The sequence below is a fragment of the Leptospira gomenensis genome, assembly GCF_004770155.1.
In the GTDB taxonomy this organism is placed as follows: Bacteria; Spirochaetota; Leptospiria; order Leptospirales; family Leptospiraceae; genus Leptospira; species Leptospira gomenensis.
Window position 1 is genome coordinate 24,788 of sequence record NZ_RQFA01000024.1, and the last position, 19,700, is coordinate 44,487.

A 19,700-nucleotide genomic window follows, 5' to 3' on the forward strand; every position below is an offset into this window, starting at 1 on the left:
TATTCTTTCTCCCAAAGTGCCGGTGGCGGCCGGCTTACATTAGTTTCCCAGGGTTCTTCATCTCCTCCGCCAAGGAGACTGCGTTTGTTTAAGCGGCGACTTCCGTCACCTTACCGTCTTTCACGAAGAAGATTCGATCCGCGATCTCTTGGATCTCCTTCTTATGAGAGATGAAAATCACCTGTTCGAAACGACCTTCCGTCAATGCTCGATCGAGCATCTTTTGGTAGAAATGAGCGTTCTCCGAAGTGAGTCCTCCGTCCGATTCGTCACGGATCAGAGTGCGGATATCCGCGTTCGTTTTGTTCCGCTTGTAGGCGGCCATACCGAGGGAGATCGCTTCTTTGATGATCGCGGCTTCCCCTCCCGATTTGTTTTCCACGAGCGTTTCGATTCCGGTTTCGTTATCGAGAACGAGGATTGAGAAATCCTCTTTGTCTTTTCCTGAACCGGTTTCTTTGATTGTGCTGAGGCGAACCTTGAATCGACCTCCGAAGCATTCGGAAAGAATCGCGTTGATCGTTGCGGAAATTTCCGGACCAGCCGCATCGAGTTTGAGAGCTCGCGCGCCTTTCGGTGAAAGTCCTTCGCACAAGGTTTTCAGAAGTGTCAGTCGTTCGTACTTTTCAGAGATTGATTTTTGAAACTCTTCGATTCGAGCTTGAGTCTCGACTGCTTTTTCTAAACGAGATACCAATCCGCCAAGCGTTGCGATGTGTTTTTTTTGTTCTTCGGTCTGGTCTTCAATGTTTGCTCTAATCTTAGAAAGCGCCTCTTCCTTCTCTTCGATCGTCTTCGACACTTCGCTGACGGTAGAAAGGAACTCGTTTACAGAGTAAAGCTCTGAATCGATGTTTGAGATTCGTTCGCTTACGGAATTGATCTGGCGGTCGTATTCTTTAACTCGTTCGTCTGCGACCGAAAGCTCCGGTGCCATCTTCAAAAGATCCTTGAACTTGGAGTCGTTAAGGACCGACTCAATTTCTCGAATCACAGCTCCATTTTCGGATTCTTTTTCTTTAAGCGCGATTATTCTCGGATCAATTCGGAGGAGCTCCAGCCCAGCTTGTGCAAACTTGAGCTCCGCCCTTGCTTCGAGCACAGGCGTTTCTACGTCCGGACGATCTGCTAAACTATTTTTGAGTTTCAACTCTTCCGTTTCTAAATCGAGAATTCGTGAATGATTTGATCTCGCGTCTTTGAGCAAAGGACATGCCTCCGGAAGATCGACGCCTTCGACAATCTTCCCTTTGCATGGGACTTCAGACAATAGAGCGGAACTTTTTCGCGCCTGTTGAAGTTCGGTTTGAACTCTCGTCAGGAGAGAATTGAAAGAAGAAACACTCGCCTTTTCGATATCCCTATTTTCCTCGAGGGAAACTATTTTTGTTTGAAGATTCTCAATTTCGGCTTTATACGCTCTCGCTTCTTCATCTATGACTGCGTTCACCGAAAAAAATTGGTCTTGAAGCTGATTTAGGATCTTCTTGTGTAGCAGGATTTTTTTTCCAAACTGCTCATTTTCCTCGACGGCTTGGAGAATCTCCGCCTTACGATCCAAGACAAGAACCTGATTGTTATCTCGGCGCGTAGTTAAATTCTTGAGTGCTTCAATCTCCGTGTAGTATTCTTTTTCCAATCGATCTTTCTTATCCAGATACTCTCTTGTTTCCAGAGCGTTTGCTTTCAAATCGGCGAGACTCTGTACTGCTTCCGATTCGGCCTTCCGAAAAAGCGCAAGCCCGGATTCAATAGTTTCTATCGTCTGTTTTGTAGAATCGATCTGAGTTCTTAGAAGGACAGGCTCTTCCTTCCCATCCGAAAGATTTTTGAGAACCAGAATGTCCCCGCTTACCTCTGTCTCGATCGATTTCCGAAGCGTGTCGAATTCTTCAAATTCTTCGTCGAACTTCCAAAGATCAAGCAGGTCGTCGATCAATGCTCTCGCGCTTTTTTGATCAAGTCCGACAACATGACCTTTCCCGTTTTGTGCGTGGTAAACCGCGGAAAGAAAGACGCTCTCGTTCAGGTTCGTAAGTTGGAAAAACTTCTCTCCGAACTCCTTGATCTTTCCTTCAGTGACGGCCTTCCCGTTCCAATAGAGGTAAGGCTTTTGAGTTTTCGCGTTCGGATCGATCAGACGTTTCACGAGACAGATATCGTTTCCGAATTCTGCTTCGACTTCGATGAATGAATCTTTCTTCGTGAAACATTCATAAATCGCACCTTCGTCTCTTCCGGAGCGGGACTTCCGATTCGGAGCCGTTCCAAACCACGCCATCGAAATCAAGTCGAGGAGAGTGGATTTCCCCGCCCCGTTTGTTCCAGTGATAGCAATTTTTTTCCCGGAAACGCCAGGAACGTTCCACGTCATTTCTTCCGGAAAAGGGATAGATCCTTTAGAGGAAATACGAATCAGTTTCATGCTGCGGCCTCCTCTGAATTTTCGATCGCGGAGTTCTGTTTTACTTTTCGGTATTCGCGGATATGGACTTCGATTTCTTCCGGAGTTTTTCCTTTTGCTTCGAGCCAGACTCGGAGGGAATCCTCGATCGTGATCGCTGACCCCATCGCTTCCGATCGGACGGCGGTAGTCGTCTGGATTGTTTTTTCGATCTTGATCTCCTCGGAATTTCTGAACCTCGCCGCAAGGTCTTTCGGGACTGTGTGAACGAGGCTTTCCGGAACATCGAAGCGAAGCCGGAGCTTGGACTCGGAAGCGAAGGAAGTCGGATCGATCTCGAGCTGTGTGCTTTTATCGATGAGCTTTTCCCCGTTCCATTCAGCGTTTACGGTGATCATCGGAACCGGGTTCAGGGAATGGAAGACCGGTTCAGGAAACCAGTGCCCTTCGGAGTCCATTTCCCAAATCAGAACGCCTTTGTCGTCTTCCGCTTCTCCCCAGGTCTGGCGTGTGATTGATCCGGAATACCAAACCTTTCCTCCTACGTTCTGCGGCTTATGGTAGTGGCCACCGACAACCGGACAGTCAAGTGATTCGAGAACGGGTAAAGGGAGGTGAATTCCGTTTTGGCGCGGAATCCGATCGTTATCAAGTTTCGCTCCAGAGACAGTTCCGTGGAAAAGGACCAGCCTCGGGCCGTCGTGTTGCCGAAGGTTTTGGAAAGCGTTTTCCAAAAGATCGGTGAACAATTCCGTTCCGGAAGAATTCATTTCTTCTACCGAACCGGATTTCAGAGCGAGCGCACCTGCGGAGAAATGTGGGATCGCGTAGACCATCAGACTTTTTTCCACTCCGGATGGAGGATCCACAAAACCAGGTTTTTCAAACTCCCAATGGTAGATCAAAGGAACCGCTTGATCGAAAACTTTGAGATCGTTCGCCTTATCGTGATTTCCACGAAGGACGATCGTCATGATTCCGTCCATGTGAAGGCGGTGAAGAAAATCTTTGAAAACGAGTCTGTCTTCAGGAGAGGAGACGTCTTCGTAGACATCTCCGTTCACACAAACGAGTCGAACATTTTGCGCGATGAAAAGATCCGCCGCTTTGAAAAGAGCTCTCGCTTCCTCGGTGTCCCATCCACCTTTGAGGTGGATGTCTGCGATGTGTCCGACTTTCATAACTGAGCACCTCCCGCAGGTTTCAATTCCTGGTGACGCTGGTTTGCGATCGCGCGGATCGCGTTCCACGTAAAGGCATCGAATTCGGAGGAGTTCAGAGGCTCCATGATCTTCTTTATGTCTTCCCGAGACTTTGCCTCTTGAAGTTTTTTACCGATCTCTTCTCCTCGCTTTCTTGCTTCCATCGGATCGAACACCGGTGGTGGAGTGAATTCGGTGTCGGTATCGAAAAGCAAAGTTTCGGCGGCAACCGCGGACCCTTGAATTTCCTTGAGTCTATTTTTTCCGAACTCGGAATCCGGATCGAAAACAGACTTCACGCAAACCCACATTTTCTGCGCTTGGTCGCGAGGCATTGCGGTTGGAATGTTCAAGAGTTCCTTGATCGCATTTCGTTTTACTTTTCTTTCGAGACTCTCGGAAAGATGGACTTGGAGTTTACCGGTAGAAGTGTATAGCGGAAGTTTCTTCGTAACGACAGAAGTTTCCACGACTGTTCCATCCGGAAGATTCATTGACGCAACCCACGCCGCTTCCAAGTGAGGAACACTTCCGACCTTTACTTCGCGGTCCTCGCGAACCTTACGAAGTTTAATTCCCATAGCCTGCCCGATGTTGATAACTTTCTCAGAACGAAGCATCACATGACCCGGCTTTAAGCGCACCTCTTCGGCGTTGGTCTCATCCCAAAGATCCAAGGCGGTAACTGTGACGAACTGCGGTAGGAGAGTTACTCCTTCCGGAAGTCTATTCATAAGGAATTGACTGAACCCTATCATGTTGAATTTATCTGGAGGGAATGCTCTTTGTAACTCCTCCAATTTTTTTAAAGGATCATTCACATACGCTTGAGGATTGATCTCTCCATTAGGGAGAATGAGTTGGTTCTCGTTTACGGTCGCGCTCATGCTATTACCTTTATCCCGTAAGATTTTTTAATATCCGCCACAATCCGATCCGTTTTGTTTTCGATCTCGATCAGAGCCTTGTCGCGTTCTTTGATTTTATTTTCGAGATACTTCACCCTTCTCCGACACTTCTTGTAAGCGACACGAATCCTTAATCTCGATTCCTGAATACTCCGCTTTCTCTTCTCTTCGAAGAGCCAGTCGCAAACTTGTCGAACATCCTGATGAAGCAGTTCCAATCCTTCGACAGGCGCTTCCACCTTTATGATAGATTTCAAACCTTGCATTTGAAGATCAGCATCCATAATCATGCGGCCTCCGTTCCTTCCGGAAGGACTTGTTCGTTCTTAAACATTGCCTCTTCGAGTTCGTCTGCGAGTCCTTCCGTTCTGAGAATCATGAGTTTTTCCTCTTCGGAAGGAGTGTAATCGTTTCTAAGCGCGAAGGCTTGAAACGCCAAGTGGGCTCTCATGCCCAGCGATGCGACTGTCGTGTTACGATTCATCGTTTACTCTCCATTCAAAAATTTGATTGACTGTGGTGGGAATTTCGATAAACAGAGAGTTGCTACATTCTTTTGTTTATCGAAAGGGCCGCCCGCCAAGGCGGCTTTTTTATTCCCGAAATTCTATTCGCTTCTTTCTTTCAGGATGCTGCCGACTCTTTAAGCCAGCGCGGAACCCTTTCTTTTCTTTTGTCAAAAGGGGTTAGGTCATGATCGATACCGAGCATCGTAAGATCGCTGATCACTTCTTGATTCCCAGCTTGGCGATAAATTGTCTTTCGGTAGGTGAGTTCGCTCACTCCGATCGACTCTGCTCGGCCGTGGATCGTTTCTTCCAATTCATGCAGGAGATACACAATTCTACGCCCGTTCGCTTTATCGGACATAATGTCTGTAGTACTTTTTCCTTGCATTTGTGGCCTATTCCCTGTTTCGTGTTTCGTGTTCCCCGAATACTTACGGGTCAGATAGGAATGACCGTAGTATTCATTGAATACTTTGTCAAGAAAAAATACCCATTGAATACCGAAAATTTCGAAAAACAAAAAGACCGTTTCCGGAAAATCGTAGAATTCAGCGGACTAAATAATACGGAATTTGGAAGGAAAGTCGGGATTTCGAAACAACAAGTTTCAAACATACTTGCAGGATCGCGGGATATTTCTGACTTGCTTGCCGTAACGATGGAACTTGTGTGGGGATTCAGGAAGGAATGGTCGCAATACGGCATCGGTCCGGAAATGCGGACCGATCAATTTAAAGAGGAATTGCAGAATCGCATCGGTGAGATCGATCAACTTCTTTTTAATCTTAACCGCGATCCAGAAGCCAAAGCTATGCTGTGCGATTATTTTATGCTAAATCCAGAACGACAATCTTTAGTGAAGGCGCTCGTGAGAAATTTTAAAAATGAAATTTCTTAAAAATCTTGCGAAGGTGCGATTGTCACCTGCCCTTTTACTGATCGTATGATTTCCGCACGTATCGGTTCCAGGCATTCTTTATCGATTGAATCAGTATCCTCTTTATCGAGAGGTTCTTGGAACGCACCTTTTCTTCCATAAGGATCAAACAATCCGAGAACGATATCGTCAAAAATAATACGTGCTTTTTGATCTTTCGCTGTGAAATCTATATTGAAATCAACCCATACTTGATTCATAGGATATTTCCAACGTTTATAAGAGTTGCATTTTATTTGAGCTAACGAAACAATCCGGCCTTGCGATTCATCGCGAACTTGAATCGCAAGGTTTCCGTTATTCAAACTTTTAGCCAAGTAGATCAATGCCCTTTGATAAGCATCTCCTTTCTTTACTCCAGTCTCAAAGATAGTAGAAATGCTCCTCTCCTCCCTTGGAGCAAGACTCACGCAATTCGTAAAAATAAACAACCCTGATAACAGTATTAGTAATTTCATAATTTCATCCTTCTATTTTATTCTATGTTTAAATTTCTCAGATAGCGCCTCGGCTCTGGTCTGCATACTCAAGCGATATGACTCTCGAAGATAGTAATCCTCGAACAATATACCCGCAGTAACAGCCAGCTTGCTTTCTGCGATCCTCATGGAATATCCGGAAGGATCAAGCAACGCATAAAGACCTAACATGATCCGTGAGGAATATCTCGAAAGCAACGGCGTGGGCATGCCTTCCAAAATTTTCTCGCGTATCTCGAACGTGTCGTAATGCAAAACTGCGGTCGCCCAGAATAATGAAAAAGGTATGAATCCAAAGATACTCTTGGAAGCCCAAAATAACCCGAGCATAGGCAGCGCCCAAACGCATGTAATTGTAAACGCTAAAGCGGATACCGTTCCGATCGCCAACAGGAACGCTCGAATTCTTAAATCTCCGTCGAAACGAAAGAGAGCTCGCATGAGTAAATAACAAGAGTAAGAAATGTAAATCAGTTCATACGTTATGATTAAGTGATAATTTGCATTAGGCTGGTAGGTGAATCTATCCGGATCCTTTATCTCAACCGCATTACAAAGGAATACTGATCCTACCATATAAATCAAAATCAATGAATGCAAATGAATTGAGATGTTCCGAAAGAGGAAGTGGTTTCCGACTCCGAATATCGCCTGGACTACCTGGAAAAGAATGTGTGGGACGAAGAGGATCGGAATCAACGTCCAGTTCAGTGCAAGTTCTCTAAGGGAATCAGGAAGTAAAATTCGGAGACCATGGCAAAGCATCCAAAGGGAAAGCGCCACACAAAGCCAAAAGAATTTTTTCTGAGCAACGCGTCCGGATCCGGCGTTCCGAACATACAATCCCAAAAAAAATAAAAAGAATCCAATAACTACGTTAAAGATGTTTGTCGCGTGCATGTAAAATGTATACTCAAATACCGCATTTTACTACAATTTTGAGGCAATTTTTTGTAAAGAATCTTTCCTTAACTCGATCACGTTAAATTTTGAAAGTTCGCCTTTCAAATTAAAGCCCGGAAAATAGCAGTAAGCCGGGTATCGATCCGATATCTCAGCACCTTCTCGAAGATACAAATTTTCTATTCCTGAAAGTTCGGGATTATACATTCCGTACACGATATAATATCCCTTATCCGCACAGAACTTCGCCACTGTTCGGAATGTTTTTTTCGCTGCGAGAACTCCTTCTCTACTGGACTTAAATGCAACCGCATTCCAATCGGCAACGTTTTCTTCTAAAACTGCATAATGAAGGAATGGATTCTTTATTCCGTAGATAACCGCCTTTTCGAGCGGAATGATATTATCCGGAGTCTTTTCAACGATCCGCATCGCAGCAAGAAGTTCCCCTCGGACTTCGACCCAAAACCATGTAGACCATGGGTCGTAATTCTGATTCTTCCATGGGGTCTCGGAGTATCCTGCATCCGAATAGACCGATGATACGAAAGACTTAATTCTATGTAGCAACTCTTCCGACATCGACTTACAGTCCATGATCGAGACGTCCATGGACTTTGCGACCGGCCTTTGAAGTGTTAAATCAAGAGACATAATTTAATTATGTCGCACAGAAGGTTCGAAACTTCAATTAGAATATTATGGAAAGCGGATCTTTATTTGTGGGCGTGGAGATTTGCGAGGTGCTTGTTTGGTTTGAGATTGGCTGGAAATAAATTTACCAATTACATTTTGCTAATGTGAGGAGGAAGTTCGTCAGTTTGATCAATAGCAATCTCCTCCGTCCTTTCAGCTTTTTTCGAGATTACGACTCCGGTTACAAATACACCAACCAATCCAGCAAGGGCGCTGATAATTACTGCAAATCCGGCCGCCGACTCTGGATTTATTATACTAATCGCAGTCCCCGAAAGAATTGCCAAAGCACAGATTCCACCTCCTAACCATAGACCCGTCTTTTGGTGGGAAAAAGACTTATCAATAATCTTATCTTCGGAACGGAACCTATGGTCAGTTTGTTTCTCAAGGATCTTCATCGTCCGTTCGGTGAAACCAGGAAGAATGTTCTCATACTTAGCCAACATTTCTGGAGGCGGAAATGGGCCTTGATAGCTGGCAGAAATAACTTGTCGAGTTTGTATTTTTTGGAGATGCGGATTTCCTAAATCTACATTTATAAACTTATTCCTTTCAGGTTGTTTTGCTTCTTCCTTTTGCTGATCACTCATTTTTAGATCCGGAAGGCAATGCTCGTGCGTGACGAATTACGACTCTACGGAAATTTCTACCTACGATTTCCATATCTTCCCTTAATATTTCAGAATCGGTTTTTGCATAAATTTCTCGTAAGCCTTCTGCGTCGATGACTCCAAATAAATCGAATGCACGAGCCATCCCTACAACGAGACTCTTTCCTGTGGATCTTCCTAAATTTAGATTTTTCCTCACGATGCTCATATTGTTGGGTTTCCTCTTTCCCCTTGCGGTACTTATCGGACCGTATATTACTTAGTTTCAGTACCAAAAATCAAGATTTTTTGTACAAGTTGGTAAAAACTACTCTCGTTTTCACAGGGAATATTATATCACGAATTTCCGCGAGCAAAAACGCGTTTCGGTCCGAACTGCCGCTAAAGGGATTATGTCTCTTTTTTCCAACACCCAAATTGTTTTTTAAGCGAATCCCGTTTTTATTTACTCCAAAAGGAAATTCCGCTTTTAAAAAACATAATCCAAAAACAGTTTCTCCAGAGATGAAAACTAAAATTTTCAAAATCGGCCGCGCCGTCATTATTTGTTTTATCGCCCATAAAGGTGGAGTCGGAAAAACCACTGTGGCTATGGGACTTGGCCAGGCTCTCATAACTCTCGGGAAAAAAGTCCTCCTAATGGACCTCGAAGAAAACAATAATTTATCGGATGTTGGTCTCAACTCCCACCCAGATTATCCTGCCAAGCTCCAAAAGAAAAACTGGTATACAGTTCTGTCCGGGGCTCATGATCTGAAGGATGTCATCTGGACCGGTCTTGCTCATGGATTCGATCTTATTCCTACAGTTGGCCTGACAGAAGCAGCGAACGGGATGTTCCGCGGCGATCCTTCTTTAAGCATCCGATTAGAGCAACAGATTCATGAACTCGATTATGATTTCATAATCATGGACCTGAGTCCCCTCGTTAATGGAATCACAGAGTTCGCATTGAGTGTTTCCGATTTGATTTTGGCTCCCGTCGAATTTGATACGCAAGGCTTGAGCGGCATCGTCCGTTTGACCAACCATTACAAAAAAATCGATCCTGCACTGATCAAACCTCTTCGCGTAGTTCGAAATAATATCACTGCCTCAAAAGAAGAAGCTCTGAAAAGAATTGTAAGTAAAGTCGGACTTACGCCTACCGAAGCCGTCATTTACAAGAGCGAATCACTCCTTAATTCAAAAAATGCGAAGGAGCCATTTTCAACTAAACATCGAAGTTTCGAGGCATTCATGGAGCTTGCGCAAGAGATAGTAAGGGAGGTTGCATGAGTAGAAAAAAACAAAGTGATCGTGTTGAAGAAGCTATGCTTCGATCGCACGCTGGCGCCGATGACTCCCTTGAAGTTTACAACGGTCAAGAAACTTCACTCGTTACGCAAGATCCGATCGCAAGGAAAATCTTTTCTCTTTTAGAGGCCGCAGATAACCAAGCAAAAACCCAGATGAAGACCTATATTGCTTTGGGAAAAGTTTTGATTGAACATAAAGCTTTAGTTGGTCACGGGAAATTTCAAAAGTGGTTCGAGAAAAATGTCGGCCCTGAGTCAGGCAATCCTCGTTCTTTTTCCTATATGATGGGCACCAGATATATGGAGATCGCCGAGAACGAAGAAGAGGTTCTCAAGATGGAACAGATATCGCTCAGGAAAGCATTGGTCCATCTGAAGGAAAAGAAAGCAGTTGCGCGTAAAGAGAAGAGCTTGAATGAAGATTCGCCGAAGGCTCGGAAGCTGAGAGCTGAATCTTTGAGAAGTCGAAAGCATTCAGGTGAGACTATCTCTGACGAAGAATCAAAGTTTGTCTACCAATACCTCCTTGAAATAAAGAAAGAAAAAGAAACCGAATTTACCGTCTTCATTAAAAACCTCGACGATGAAATTTCATTTTTTTCCTAAATCAAAAATAACACGCGTGTTATTTTTGGAATCCGGTATTGAACTTTTTCTATCGCAGAATAAAAAATGTGTACCCAAAATCGTACATGGGTTTTAGAGTACCGAATAGATCTCATCCGAGGTTGATTCCGAAAAGCCTGTTGTGGAGGTGAGAGTCCCGCAGGCAATTCCTCCCCACCAAATAATAAAATTATGTCTCTTTTTTCCTTGACAGTTTTCCGGCTGTTGATCTAGATTTGTACCCGTTTAGGTGACATAACTAAACACGGCCTCTCTCACAATAAGGCCGAGGAATCAATCGAGGACATCCGAAAAGCTCCAAGCCTTCCTATGTTCCCGAAGTAGAGTAGGGTAAACTTCTTTACCGTGCGTAGCCCTTACTATATGTCCGCACCGTAAGAAAGGAAACGATCGTGAAAGGAATACATCTACGTGTGCCAGAGGCATTTGCAAAAGACAAGAGAATAAAGAGTTCTCAACTCGGACCGATGATACTCGTCTTCGGATCAATGTGGTCGTTTACTGGGAAAGGCAACGTCTGTTATGCGTCCGTAGGCTTTGGGCCGAACGATAAGCAGAATCCCAAAACGAAAAATAAGGAAAAAGATAAAGCCACGCTTTGCTCGCGATCCGGTTTATCAAAAAACACGGTCATCAAATACAAAAAACTTTTAAAGCAACTCGGTTGGATTTCCGTTAAGCGAGAGGGTAGGGGATTAAACGATACAATGCTACTTCATGAGATAGCTTTGATAGAGCCCACAAACAAGAATCCCAACGTTTGCGATACTGAAGGTAAAAATTTAGGTATCGAGGTCTTCAAGAATACCAACGCTATAGAAGGTTCTTCTGGTGGCGTACCTCAAGGCGATGGTTTTGCATATACAGAATCTTCTATTGAACCTATAAAGAGAATAGAAGGGAAGCACTGGGACATTTTTATTCGATGGGGAAGGGAGCGCTTAACTCGATCATCTATTCGATTATTGGAAGAGGCGATAATCAAAGAACAAGATGGGAGCTTAATTGTAAGAGGAAGGATACCGGAATCAATTGGAATGATAGTTCATAAATACTTTGTTGAGGAGTTGAAATTTCCGAACTCGGTAATCATTGAACAGATCGAAGAAGAAAGTAAGGCGGCCTAAGTCGGGTTCGTAAACAAACCCATCTGCGAACCAGGAATCTCTTCTTCTTCGGCAGTGATTTCTTCGGAAAGATATCCTTGGCATAATTTGAAGAACGTTTCCTCGCCGTAGTGCTTGTCGCTAAGCCAAAAGTCCCACGCGGACGGCTTGACCAAGCAAGGCTGTCGGAATCGGTTATCTCCGGAATTGTGAATGAGGCGCATTTTACTACAGGCTTCCTGTGTTATGAGAGAAACCCATCGAATGGGTTCTTGATTCTTGTCTTCTGGAAAATGAGTCCCGGCAAGTCCGGCCATGTATGCGATCGGAAAATCATTGAACCAGATGTTGAATGGTTTCCTTAGTCCGCTCTCTTCCTTGTATTCTTGGAAGTGTGTTATAGGGATTAGAACTCGGTTGTCGGAGTATTTAGACCAGTGGGTCGTGATGTTTTCGATTCGAGTATTGTTTACGACTTTAGATTTATCGGGAAGAGGGCGGCCCCATTGGAACGAGTTCATTTTTTCGATTCCTGATTTTGCTCTGTAGATGACTTCCACGGGATTCTTCGGATATTTCATCTCCGATTTTCTCATGAGATCCGAATGAGTTTTTCCGTCGTAGAGCGTAGTAGGGGCATCGTAGCTCGGACGGATCCAGTGTTGAGTTCCATCCGGTTTAGTCACAAGCTGAGCAAATTTATTGCACACGTTCTTTTTTCTCGCTATTAGATTTTTCGAAAGCAGCGATCGCTACCAGACCGTCGCAGATTTTGTTCCAGTAATCGCAATACATCTCAAGAGCTACTATTTCCTTCTGCTCGGGATCATACCACAATTCAGCTTTTAATTCTTCTAATGTGATATTCAGCGCAGCCTCAGAAATAAAAATGCTCCCTTGTTTTCCTCGCGTAGGTTTGCCATGAGAATCGAACGAATAGGATAAATTTATTATCTTGCATTTCATGGGAACGTCAAAAAGAATACGATCATCTTCGAGGAGCGTTCCTCCTATTGAAAGCAAGTAGCCTACTGGTAGTTCGATTTGTTTTCGCGATACTCTCATAATCCGGTCGTTGTCGGATTAAATTATATACTAAACAGACATTTACATGTAAAGAATTTTCACGTTCCAGGGATTGAAAAGATTGGAATGACGTGTCATTCACTTCCGATAATGCCATTTATGTCTCTTAAAAAATAAAACGAAGCGGATGCGCTTTCAAAAGTCAGCTTGCTTTTCGAGGGTGCGATACGAATCTCATCGATCATGGAAAAGAAAAAGTATAGTAATGAATTTGAAATCTCGATCACGGAGCTTGTCTCCTATCCTCTTCCTATAAAACGTCAAAGAAAGATAAGACCGGATGCGGTGGGAGCTCTGAAGGAAGATATAGAGCGCATCGGACAGCTTGAAGCAATTACGATAAGTTCCCAAAAAGTAAATGGTAAACATCTTATTTACAAAGGTAACCGTCGGACTCAGGCATTTACAAGTCTCGTAAAAGACGGTCACGAAAAATTCAAAACAATTCGGGCAAGGAAACTTCTCGATGACGATAACAAGAGGTCGGTTCGTAGAGAAGTCTATGCGAGTAACAACGATGGAGAGCCATGGTACGAAGGCGATATGCTCGACATCATTGCGCTCGAATATCCTAAAGCAAAGTTCTTACAAAATTATTCAGGCGCTCCTCAGATCGGGAAAAAGAAAGAAGCTTCCTTGGCTCAAGAGATAGCGGAAGACTGGGCCTTCTCCTTGAGGACGGCATACCGTTGGATTGATAGGGTAGTAGAGCATAAAGGTTGGGCTGTAGATAAACAAAAGAAAACTCGTCCCTACCCCCTTCTCGAAAAGAATGATTTTAAATTCGCTCAAAGAGTCGCAAAAGAATATATCGCTGCGGAGAAGAGGTTGGCTCTGGCTCAGAAAGGTATAGATAAAGCGATGAAGGAAATTTTAGATCACGAGACGAAGGTGATGAAAAGGAATGAGTTTCTGGCCTTCGTAGAGGATGTGAAAAATAAAAAGGCTCGTCACGCGTAAAGCATACGAATGACGAGCCTTTTCTTTGACAGGTGGCAAAATTCTTTTAGGAAGAACCTGCCTTTGAAAGAAATCCAGAAACAAACGGGATTTGAATTTTCCCTCGAACGATCAGATAAAGGAGAAGGATTAGGATAACTCCAGCGATCGCGAGAAGAATAAACCAGCCGAGGTCTTGTATTCCATCCCCCCAGCCCGCTTCTCTTTGAAGGATGGAGTTTTTCTGTTGAGTTTGTTTTTCGCCTTTGATGGCCGCTCTTGCGTTCTTGTCACCGGCTTCTATAGAATCAGCCGCGGCGCGCAGGAGTGTTCCAATTCTTTTTTCTCCTTTTTTGTCCTGATCCTTTGCTTCGGTCCGAAGCACCGTAGGCATCCCTACGCTGTCAGGGGTTTGGGCTACGACGGTGATGCACTGAATTTCTGTAAAGCCAAGGGTTGAGAGAAAGATAAGACTAAGAATTTTGTTCATCTTTAGTTTCCTCCGGAACCGTCTTCCCGGTCCTGAACGTGACCCAGGCTTGGGTGATTGGCTTTCTCAGATAAGCGAGGAGCGAGAGGATTGCAATCGCTCCGAACACCGTGTAGTGTAAGTCAAGAACGGAGAGTTCTTTTGCTTTCTCTGTAAACTGCAAGCCAGCTTCAATGAGGAACGAAGCCGAGAAGATTGCAAGAGACGGAGTTCTGAATTCGTCTGCAAATTTTTTAATTTTCTTTGTCATGGTTTTTCCTTTTTAATTTACGAGATCCATCATGTGCGTATCTTCTCGGAAAATATCTTTAAAGACGCCTTCCGGAAGGTATGACATGAATCCATCGAGCGCCTTTGAATAGCCTTCGGTATAGACGCCGGCGGGATCGGAGACCCAAAGACCAATGATCTTTCCTTTGTCGTCCACACGGTAGCCGAGAACCGTGATGATATGCCCGCCGTTCTGACCCAGATGTATTCCTACTAAGACTTGCCTTCCGAAATGAATCGGTGTTACAAGTTGATTGAGTGATCTAAGGCCAATCTTTTTGTAATCGACTCGAAGAATCGGGTCAGCGTCAGGAAATCCATCCGCGAGGATTTTGTTGATAAACTTCCGGTGATTCTCCCAGAAGAATCGTTTATTGTTTTCGAATGTGTCGCCGGTTTTATATTCACCTACGCACATCTTTACCGCAAGCTCATCGACTCTACCTGTGTTTTTAAATCTATATCCCGATTCGATAAGGACATCTAAAAGCTGATTCGTAAAACCGGCGTCCGAAGAGATGAAACAATCGTTGAATCTTCTCCAGCCGGACGACCAAACCATGTTCGGCGTACCATCCGGGTTCACGTTGTTTTTCTGTGTGAAGTGCCAAGCTTGTTTCAGTACAAAGTCGTTCTTCGTAAGGTTATATTTTTCTCGGTCTATTTGCCGGCGGCCTTCCTGGATCATCTTTTTCGATCCTCCTTTAGATCTTCTTTCATGTCTTCCATTGCTTCGGTAAGTTTTACGCACGTCTTGTCGAGAGAGTGCAGTACATCCCTGAGTTCCTTGTGGGTTTGATTGTTTTCTTCTATACGCTTTTCGTGATATTCAATCACGACTTCCAGCTTCTTTGTCCGTTCTAGGGAATCGTATGCAACAGACTTAATTGATTTGAATTGTCTATAGATGTCCCGAAAGAAAAAACCCAAAATTGCGATAAGGCTCGTTATGAAAAGTTTGAATATTTCTTCATATGTCATGCTGGAATCTCCACCGGGACCTCGTCCCATCCGGATTGAATATCAATTAGCGATAATTCTTCCATGGACGTGGTCACTTGTATCAAAGCTTTTAAGTTCGAATTCCTCTGAAGGAGAAAGCTTTTTCGAATCGCTCCGTCATGCAATACCTGTCCGATTTGCGTCTCCGAATGCAATCGGTAAGCTTTAGCTCCGTTTTGATCTGTACATTTAAACAAGACAGAATCACGTAGTGAAGCGGCTCCTATAAGATTGAGTTGATCGTCGCGATCGCTGCCATAGAAGTGGTAAGCGCCCAACGCCGAAGAAAAAAATCCGGAAACGATCTTTGATTCACAGATCGCATCGACCGATCGAATCAGGTATTCCCTTGCCTGATCAAGATCGATGACCCAGCCGGATTCTCCGTAAATCTGATAAGGAGTCATTTCTCCCGTTTCGTCTTTAAGCGGCGTGGATTCAGTCTCGGAATCTAAAATTTTATCATCCCAACTCTGGAGAACTCTTGAAGTTTTCGTAATTTTGTCGTAAACGGTTTTTAGGGAAAATTCCTTTGCGCAACCTGATTCAATATCTGCGTTAAAAACTTCTCCAATTTGAGGATTGTAATGAAGCGCAAAAACAATTTCGTGTTGCGTGGGATCATAATTTCCCCAAGCTGAGGAGCCGCTAAGAGGATTCGGATCAGGATTGATCCAAATCACTTTTCTTGATTGTTTTTCAATAACATAGTTGCTCATTACAGCACCCTTACTTTATATTTTACAGCTACATAAACCGGAGTCGTTTCGTCACCGGTTCTCGGAGGTCCGTTCGTCGTGTCAGCTAAAATTGCCGTCGTATTAAGCGGAACCGCTCCTCCACCAGTTCCGCTTGTTTCCGACGCAGCGGAAGCCGCTGCTATGGTTGCGCCTCCTTGGTACGATCTTGGGAACATTCTATGAACGTGCCCTTGAAATTGGTCGATTCCATCAAATCCAACGGCTCCAGCATTGTAATTATTTCCGGTTGCCTTAGTTCGGGATCCGTGAATTCCTGCTCCTCTGACAAAGATCCCTCGACGATCCGGAACGTTATATGTCGTTGATCCGTCTCCGAATCCATACTCGACGTTTGTTATCATATCGCCACTCTGAGATGCGGTAAGATCAAGAATTGATCCCGAAGGAGTCGTCGAAATCTGAAAATCGTTCGTAGTCGGATTCCTTACGTAATATTTCGCAAGTGCAGTAATGCCTCCGCCAGTAAACGCAAATTTCACCAACTGACCCTCGGTACATCCGTGCGATGTTACGTTGATTCGATCGGTTGCAGGAATAATTCCAGAAACGGTACGATGAACCAAATTCCAAAGACTCGAAAATGTGACGCGGGAAATTGCCTGCGCGTTCGCTTCTTTGAAATTTGAGCTCGGCGCTTGGTTTAGATTATCTTCGATGATGCAGCCGAGAGGGACGACCGAAAATAAAAACGAGTCTACCTGGCTTTTTGTATAATATACGGCATCGTGATTATGCAATGATGGAGCTGCATCCAAATCAACGTTCGAAAGAACGACAGCGCCTGAGTGTCCATTTACTGAAGTGACGGAAGCCGTTGAGGCTGGAAGTTGTTCTGGGAAAACTTTTCCGTCCGGTCCGAGAGTGGCGACGCCGTTCGCCACCCCCTTTTCTGAACTCGAGATTTTGGTTGCGATGAGGTTTACGATCGTGGTCGCAAAGTTTGGATCATTCCCGAACATCGCCGCGAGTTCTCCGATCGTATCGAGAGCGCCGGGAGCTCCGTTGATGAGTGCGTTCACGGCCACATCAATTCGGGAAATGATTTCGGAAACCACCCAATCCCGACGTGTCGCATGGCTATCCAGAGAAGGAGGAAGCAGGAGCGTCAGGGATCGGACATTTGTGACGTTGTCCGCTGTATCCACTTCTATTCCCGCTTCCAAGATTTCGATGGGGGAAGATCCAGATCTCAAAAGTTTCGATCCGGTATAGGCGACGATTCTTCCGATCTTATTGTTATTCAACCAACGGAGACAACGCTCAACGGTTAAGTTTGCCGCTCCGAGGAGGCCGGTCCAAAAACTCGCGGCGACTCCTACGAGGGAAGCGCCCTTCCCGTCTGCGGTAGAAATCAAATTTGCATAGATGTCGTTTATAACAACCGGATCCACGGTCTCATCTGTACGGGAAATCGTGGCTTCAAGTTTGAATAAACCTTTATATTCGTAGGTAAATTCACTTCCATTGCGGACAACGAGAAGATCATAATGATATCTACCGCCGCGAAGCCCTCGGGTTTGAGCGGGAAGAAGGCGAACGGCGACACGACCTCCCGCCCAATTTGCGAGCGGATCGGAAGGGGAAAGATCGATTGAAATGAGTGGCTTCGTATCCCACGAGTTTTCCCTTACTTGAAAAATGATAATCGCGAACGGATCCGTGATTGATTGGATTCTTTCGAATAGAAAAACTTTCGATTCGTTTTGAAGGTGCTCAAGGTCTCTCTGATTTGCCATTAACCTACTTGTAGAATACCGCGGTATTCTACGCTCAGAGACTTCCCGTCTGGGAAGTGTGCATCCGGCCGTTCAACTAATACGTCGAAACGATAAGCTCCGTTTCGAATCGATTCTATTTCCGATCTTAATTTCGTGAGTCGGATTCCAGAAGGTTGGATCGTGGCGGAAAAATCCCCTACTCGAATCGGCTCTCCATGCTCGACTGTCCCAAATTCACTTTTTACCGTGGATCCGAGGAGGTTTGTAGCCGGCAAAAAAACCGAGAAGTCTTCGCCCTTTGATATTTCCAAATTCAATTCAATCATGAGTAGTGATCCGTCATCCATTGAATCATGCACCAACGCATAAGAGCGTTACTCGGATCGGTCCACCTGAAATTATATTGCAACCCGGTATCAATGACCTGGAAGTCGGATCCCGAGTTTCCGTATGCACCAATCCCGCCGATACCTGTCCGAACGTTATACCAGATTAAAATCGATTTTTGTACGGTTCCGAAAAGGACTTCGTATGATTCCATCCCGAGCGTTCCGGAAGCACCGTCCACAGCGTAATCCCTTTCCCGAAGAGAAAACCCGTTCCATTTCACAAGATTAAGGAGTGGGTTCAGTTTAGAGTTGATCGTCGCGTCTGAGGAAGCTCGGCTCGCAATCTCTGCAACCAACGCTTGAAGAACGTTGTCAAGTTGGGAATAGTTTACTGCGTCAGTGGGATTCGTTCCTGCGGCGAGATTCAGAATCTTCTTTAGATTCATATTTAGATCCCCCAGCATAGGAAGCGATCCGTCTCGCGAGAGTTTTTCAAGGAGTGTGATGTCTTGAACGTATTTCTGATTTTCGAACGAATTGACCGGTCCGCAACGATCATACCAAATTCGGAACCAGTCGTCTGCGTTCACTTCGTCCATTATGATCAAACCGTCACGAGAGAAAACGTCGTTGTGATAGTTCGAATAAAATTGGAGTGGTCCGGGTTGAACAACGACTTCCGTAAAGTTTTGGTTATCCGAAACCCGTTGGATCCGCAGGGTAGAGACCGGGGTTACCTTTTCAGGAACTTCGTCCAGCCGGAAACCGAACGTTGCGGTTCCGGGATATTCTTCCAGTTCGAGGCACTGTTTAAGTTCCGGCTCTCCCTCGGGAACGGTTTCGTAAATGAATCGTTTTTGAATCGGATGGTATCTATGGTTAAGCCGCTTGCTCATTATTTTTCCTTGAGGGCGAGGCGTTGATTGTAGACCAATGCCATGGTGGCCGCGAGCTTGCTGTCGAGTGAACTGCGAGGACGTCCGAATTCCAGTTCGCAGTAGCGCTTTCGAGGTTCTATATTCGTGACTACCCGTTCGAGAGACGTGACCGTATGCTTTCGGCTATACGATTGAATTGATATTTCGTCGATATAGACTTCCGTTCCATCCGAGGCATTATCAACGCGAAAGCCGATCTCTCCCAAATGCTCCAGATTTACCGAGGAAATTTCGATTTGGAATCTTTGGAAGGAAACGTTTTGCCCAAATGGAATTGAAATCGTATGATCTTCCGCGGACGTTTTCCCGAAACCGAAAGTTAGGAAGTCCCCTACTTTATTCGTATGTCCGTAGATAAAAAACTTCCGTGCTTGTAAGAACCTCCGGCCAACAGGGAGCTTTATCCATTTACCATCCGATATCAAACCGATTCCGAGTTTCATGGATTTGAATCCGGTAACAAGAACCTCGTCACTTAATGATA

25 protein-coding genes are annotated in these 19,700 nt (G+C 44.8%); 5 read left to right on the forward strand and 20 right to left on the reverse strand.

The features are described from left to right. Nucleotides 1-88: 88 nt before the first annotated feature. The 6 genes from EHQ17_RS04590 to EHQ17_RS04615 form a co-directional block, all read right to left on the reverse strand. A complete protein-coding gene (locus EHQ17_RS04590; protein ID WP_135595551.1) occupies nucleotides 89-2,425 on the reverse strand; it encodes an endonuclease in 2,337 nt (778 codons plus the stop codon). Next, nucleotides 2,422-3,585 carry a metallophosphoesterase family protein gene (locus EHQ17_RS04595; RefSeq protein WP_135595550.1) on the reverse strand — a complete coding sequence of 388 codons (1,164 nt, stop codon included), beginning with the start codon at nucleotides 3,583-3,585 and terminating at the stop codon, nucleotides 2,422-2,424. The genes EHQ17_RS04590 and EHQ17_RS04595 overlap by 4 nt, the downstream gene beginning before the upstream one ends. Further along, complete coding sequence (locus tag EHQ17_RS04600; RefSeq protein WP_135595549.1) at nucleotides 3,582-4,493, reverse strand: hypothetical protein; 912 nt, start codon at nucleotides 4,491-4,493, stop codon at nucleotides 3,582-3,584. The genes EHQ17_RS04595 and EHQ17_RS04600 overlap by 4 nt, the downstream gene beginning before the upstream one ends. Beyond that, entirely contained in the window at nucleotides 4,490-4,798 is a 309-nt protein-coding gene (locus EHQ17_RS04605; protein WP_135736147.1) for a hypothetical protein, read from the reverse strand. The genes EHQ17_RS04600 and EHQ17_RS04605 overlap by 4 nt, the downstream gene beginning before the upstream one ends. 2 nt (nucleotides 4,799-4,800) lie before the next feature. Continuing rightward, entirely contained in the window at nucleotides 4,801-4,998 is a 198-nt protein-coding gene (locus EHQ17_RS04610; protein ID WP_135595547.1) for a hypothetical protein, read from the reverse strand. Nucleotides 4,999-5,138: 140 nt separating this feature from the next. Then, nucleotides 5,139-5,411: a hypothetical protein gene (locus EHQ17_RS04615; protein WP_135595546.1), complete on the reverse strand. Its 273-nt coding sequence runs from the start codon at nucleotides 5,409-5,411 to the stop codon at nucleotides 5,139-5,141. A gap of 60 nt (nucleotides 5,412-5,471) precedes the next feature. Here EHQ17_RS04615 and EHQ17_RS04620 point away from each other — a divergent pair, with 60 nt between their 5' ends. After that, nucleotides 5,472-5,921, forward strand: a complete 450-nt coding sequence (locus EHQ17_RS04620; RefSeq protein ID WP_135595545.1) for a helix-turn-helix domain-containing protein — start codon at nucleotides 5,472-5,474, stop codon at nucleotides 5,919-5,921. On the opposite strand, the gene EHQ17_RS04625 is transcribed toward EHQ17_RS04620, so the two are convergent. The 4 genes from EHQ17_RS04625 to EHQ17_RS04640 all read right to left on the reverse strand — a co-directional run bounded on the left by EHQ17_RS04625 (nucleotide 5,918) and on the right by EHQ17_RS04640 (nucleotide 8,631). Next, a complete protein-coding gene (locus EHQ17_RS04625) occupies nucleotides 5,918-6,418 on the reverse strand; it encodes a DUF4468 domain-containing protein (protein ID WP_135595544.1) in 501 nt (166 codons plus the stop codon). The two genes, EHQ17_RS04620 and EHQ17_RS04625, sit on opposite strands and share 4 nt — an antisense overlap. A 12-nt stretch (nucleotides 6,419-6,430) precedes the next feature. Beyond that, complete coding sequence (locus EHQ17_RS04630; RefSeq protein ID WP_135595543.1) at nucleotides 6,431-7,339, reverse strand: LIC10906 family membrane protein; 909 nt, start codon at nucleotides 7,337-7,339, stop codon at nucleotides 6,431-6,433. A 30-nt stretch (nucleotides 7,340-7,369) separates the two neighbouring features. Further along, entirely contained in the window at nucleotides 7,370-7,954 is a 585-nt protein-coding gene (locus EHQ17_RS04635; protein WP_135595565.1) for an LBL_2463 family protein, read from the reverse strand. Between the two features lie 173 nt (nucleotides 7,955-8,127). Further along, entirely contained in the window at nucleotides 8,128-8,631 is a 504-nt protein-coding gene (locus EHQ17_RS04640) for a DUF2335 domain-containing protein (protein WP_135595542.1), read from the reverse strand. A 309-nt stretch (nucleotides 8,632-8,940) separates the two neighbouring features. Here EHQ17_RS04640 and EHQ17_RS04650 point away from each other — a divergent pair, with 309 nt between their 5' ends. From EHQ17_RS04650 to EHQ17_RS04660, 3 genes are all read left to right on the forward strand, one after another. Further along, nucleotides 8,941-9,930 carry a ParA family protein gene (locus EHQ17_RS04650; RefSeq protein ID WP_246057396.1) on the forward strand — a complete coding sequence of 330 codons (990 nt, stop codon included), beginning with the start codon at nucleotides 8,941-8,943 and terminating at the stop codon, nucleotides 9,928-9,930. Further along, nucleotides 9,927-10,556, forward strand: a complete 630-nt coding sequence (locus tag EHQ17_RS04655) for a DUF3102 domain-containing protein (protein ID WP_135595539.1) — start codon at nucleotides 9,927-9,929, stop codon at nucleotides 10,554-10,556. Before EHQ17_RS04650 ends, EHQ17_RS04655 begins: the two co-directional genes overlap by 4 nt. A gap of 413 nt (nucleotides 10,557-10,969) precedes the next feature. After that, complete coding sequence (locus tag EHQ17_RS04660) at nucleotides 10,970-11,704, forward strand: helix-turn-helix domain-containing protein (RefSeq protein WP_135595538.1); 735 nt, start codon at nucleotides 10,970-10,972, stop codon at nucleotides 11,702-11,704. Here EHQ17_RS04660 and EHQ17_RS04665 read toward each other — a convergent pair. Next, on the reverse strand, nucleotides 11,701-12,393 hold the full coding sequence (locus EHQ17_RS04665; protein ID WP_135595537.1) for an SOS response-associated peptidase family protein: 693 nt from the start codon (nucleotides 12,391-12,393) through the stop codon (nucleotides 11,701-11,703). The genes EHQ17_RS04660 and EHQ17_RS04665 overlap by 4 nt on opposite strands. After that, a complete protein-coding gene (locus tag EHQ17_RS04670; protein WP_135595536.1) occupies nucleotides 12,383-12,748 on the reverse strand; it encodes a hypothetical protein in 366 nt (121 codons plus the stop codon). Before EHQ17_RS04670 ends, EHQ17_RS04665 begins: the two co-directional genes overlap by 11 nt. Nucleotides 12,749-12,952: 204 nt before the next feature. On the opposite strand from EHQ17_RS04670, the gene EHQ17_RS04675 reads away from it, so the two are divergent. Beyond that, nucleotides 12,953-13,729 carry a ParB N-terminal domain-containing protein gene (locus EHQ17_RS04675; protein ID WP_135595535.1) on the forward strand — a complete coding sequence of 259 codons (777 nt, stop codon included), beginning with the start codon at nucleotides 12,953-12,955 and terminating at the stop codon, nucleotides 13,727-13,729. A gap of 46 nt (nucleotides 13,730-13,775) precedes the next feature. Here the strand turns inward: EHQ17_RS04675 and EHQ17_RS04680 are convergent, their stop codons facing one another. The 8 genes from EHQ17_RS04680 to EHQ17_RS04720 all read right to left on the reverse strand — a co-directional run bounded on the left by EHQ17_RS04680 (nucleotide 13,776) and on the right by EHQ17_RS04720 (nucleotide 19,659). Beyond that, nucleotides 13,776-14,198 carry a hypothetical protein gene (locus EHQ17_RS04680; protein ID WP_210412866.1) on the reverse strand — a complete coding sequence of 141 codons (423 nt, stop codon included), beginning with the start codon at nucleotides 14,196-14,198 and terminating at the stop codon, nucleotides 13,776-13,778. Further along, a complete protein-coding gene (locus EHQ17_RS04685; protein ID WP_135595534.1) occupies nucleotides 14,182-14,448 on the reverse strand; it encodes a hypothetical protein in 267 nt (88 codons plus the stop codon). The genes EHQ17_RS04680 and EHQ17_RS04685 overlap by 17 nt, the downstream gene beginning before the upstream one ends. A gap of 12 nt (nucleotides 14,449-14,460) precedes the next feature. Further along, nucleotides 14,461-15,156 carry a hypothetical protein gene (locus tag EHQ17_RS04690; RefSeq protein WP_135595533.1) on the reverse strand — a complete coding sequence of 232 codons (696 nt, stop codon included), beginning with the start codon at nucleotides 15,154-15,156 and terminating at the stop codon, nucleotides 14,461-14,463. After that, nucleotides 15,153-15,449 (reverse strand): hypothetical protein, encoded by a 297-nt coding sequence (locus EHQ17_RS04695; RefSeq protein ID WP_135595532.1) that lies wholly within the window; start codon nucleotides 15,447-15,449, stop codon nucleotides 15,153-15,155. Before EHQ17_RS04695 ends, EHQ17_RS04690 begins: the two co-directional genes overlap by 4 nt. Next, on the reverse strand, nucleotides 15,446-16,189 hold the full coding sequence (locus EHQ17_RS04700; RefSeq protein WP_135595531.1) for a hypothetical protein: 744 nt from the start codon (nucleotides 16,187-16,189) through the stop codon (nucleotides 15,446-15,448). The genes EHQ17_RS04695 and EHQ17_RS04700 overlap by 4 nt, the downstream gene beginning before the upstream one ends. Then, nucleotides 16,189-17,967 carry a hypothetical protein gene (locus EHQ17_RS04705; RefSeq protein WP_135595530.1) on the reverse strand — a complete coding sequence of 593 codons (1,779 nt, stop codon included), beginning with the start codon at nucleotides 17,965-17,967 and terminating at the stop codon, nucleotides 16,189-16,191. Before EHQ17_RS04705 ends, EHQ17_RS04700 begins: the two co-directional genes overlap by 1 nt. 304 nt (nucleotides 17,968-18,271) lie before the next feature. Then, the gene (locus EHQ17_RS04715; protein WP_135595528.1) at nucleotides 18,272-19,174 is read right to left on the reverse strand and encodes a hypothetical protein; all 903 of its coding nucleotides are present in this window, start codon (nucleotides 19,172-19,174) and stop codon (nucleotides 18,272-18,274) included. Then, the gene (locus EHQ17_RS04720; RefSeq protein WP_210414536.1) at nucleotides 19,174-19,659 is read right to left on the reverse strand and encodes a hypothetical protein; all 486 of its coding nucleotides are present in this window, start codon (nucleotides 19,657-19,659) and stop codon (nucleotides 19,174-19,176) included. The genes EHQ17_RS04715 and EHQ17_RS04720 overlap by 1 nt, the downstream gene beginning before the upstream one ends. Nucleotides 19,660-19,700: the final 41 nt, after the last annotated feature.

Bases quoted from the DNA above. Each gene is read 5' to 3' on its own strand.
- EHQ17_RS04590 (WP_135595551.1), bottom strand. From the start codon at position 2,425: ATGAAACTGATTCGTATTTCCTCTAAAGGATCTATCCCTTTTCCGGAA.
- EHQ17_RS04595 (WP_135595550.1), bottom strand. From the start codon at position 3,585: ATGAAAGTCGGACACATCGCAGACATCCACCTCAAAGGTGGATGGGAC.
- EHQ17_RS04600 (WP_135595549.1), bottom strand. From the start codon at position 4,493: ATGAGCGCGACCGTAAACGAGAACCAACTCATTCTCCCTAATGGAGAG.
- EHQ17_RS04605 (WP_135736147.1), bottom strand. From the start codon at position 4,798: ATGGATGCTGATCTTCAAATGCAAGGTTTGAAATCTATCATAAAGGTG.
- EHQ17_RS04610 (WP_135595547.1), bottom strand. From the start codon at position 4,998: ATGAATCGTAACACGACAGTCGCATCGCTGGGCATGAGAGCCCACTTG.
- EHQ17_RS04615 (WP_135595546.1), bottom strand. From the start codon at position 5,411: ATGCAAGGAAAAAGTACTACAGACATTATGTCCGATAAAGCGAACGGG.
- EHQ17_RS04620 (WP_135595545.1), top strand. From the start codon at position 5,472: ATGACCGTAGTATTCATTGAATACTTTGTCAAGAAAAAATACCCATTG.
- EHQ17_RS04625 (WP_135595544.1), bottom strand. From the start codon at position 6,418: ATGAAATTACTAATACTGTTATCAGGGTTGTTTATTTTTACGAATTGC.
- EHQ17_RS04630 (WP_135595543.1), bottom strand. From the start codon at position 7,339: ATGCACGCGACAAACATCTTTAACGTAGTTATTGGATTCTTTTTATTT.
- EHQ17_RS04635 (WP_135595565.1), bottom strand. From the start codon at position 7,954: ATGGACGTCTCGATCATGGACTGTAAGTCGATGTCGGAAGAGTTGCTA.
- EHQ17_RS04640 (WP_135595542.1), bottom strand. From the start codon at position 8,631: ATGAGTGATCAGCAAAAGGAAGAAGCAAAACAACCTGAAAGGAATAAG.
- EHQ17_RS04655 (WP_135595539.1), top strand. From the start codon at position 9,927: ATGAGTAGAAAAAAACAAAGTGATCGTGTTGAAGAAGCTATGCTTCGA.
- EHQ17_RS04670 (WP_135595536.1), bottom strand. From the start codon at position 12,748: ATGAGAGTATCGCGAAAACAAATCGAACTACCAGTAGGCTACTTGCTT.
- EHQ17_RS04675 (WP_135595535.1), top strand. From the start codon at position 12,953: ATGGAAAAGAAAAAGTATAGTAATGAATTTGAAATCTCGATCACGGAG.
- EHQ17_RS04680 (WP_210412866.1), bottom strand. From the start codon at position 14,198: ATGAACAAAATTCTTAGTCTTATCTTTCTCTCAACCCTTGGCTTTACA.
- EHQ17_RS04685 (WP_135595534.1), bottom strand. From the start codon at position 14,448: ATGACAAAGAAAATTAAAAAATTTGCAGACGAATTCAGAACTCCGTCT.
- EHQ17_RS04690 (WP_135595533.1), bottom strand. From the start codon at position 15,156: ATGATCCAGGAAGGCCGCCGGCAAATAGACCGAGAAAAATATAACCTT.
- EHQ17_RS04695 (WP_135595532.1), bottom strand. From the start codon at position 15,449: ATGACATATGAAGAAATATTCAAACTTTTCATAACGAGCCTTATCGCA.
- EHQ17_RS04700 (WP_135595531.1), bottom strand. From the start codon at position 16,189: ATGAGCAACTATGTTATTGAAAAACAATCAAGAAAAGTGATTTGGATC.
- EHQ17_RS04705 (WP_135595530.1), bottom strand. From the start codon at position 17,967: ATGGCAAATCAGAGAGACCTTGAGCACCTTCAAAACGAATCGAAAGTT.
- EHQ17_RS04715 (WP_135595528.1), bottom strand. From the start codon at position 19,174: ATGAGCAAGCGGCTTAACCATAGATACCATCCGATTCAAAAACGATTC.
- EHQ17_RS04720 (WP_210414536.1), bottom strand. From the start codon at position 19,659: ATGAAACTCGGAATCGGTTTGATATCGGATGGTAAATGGATAAAGCTC.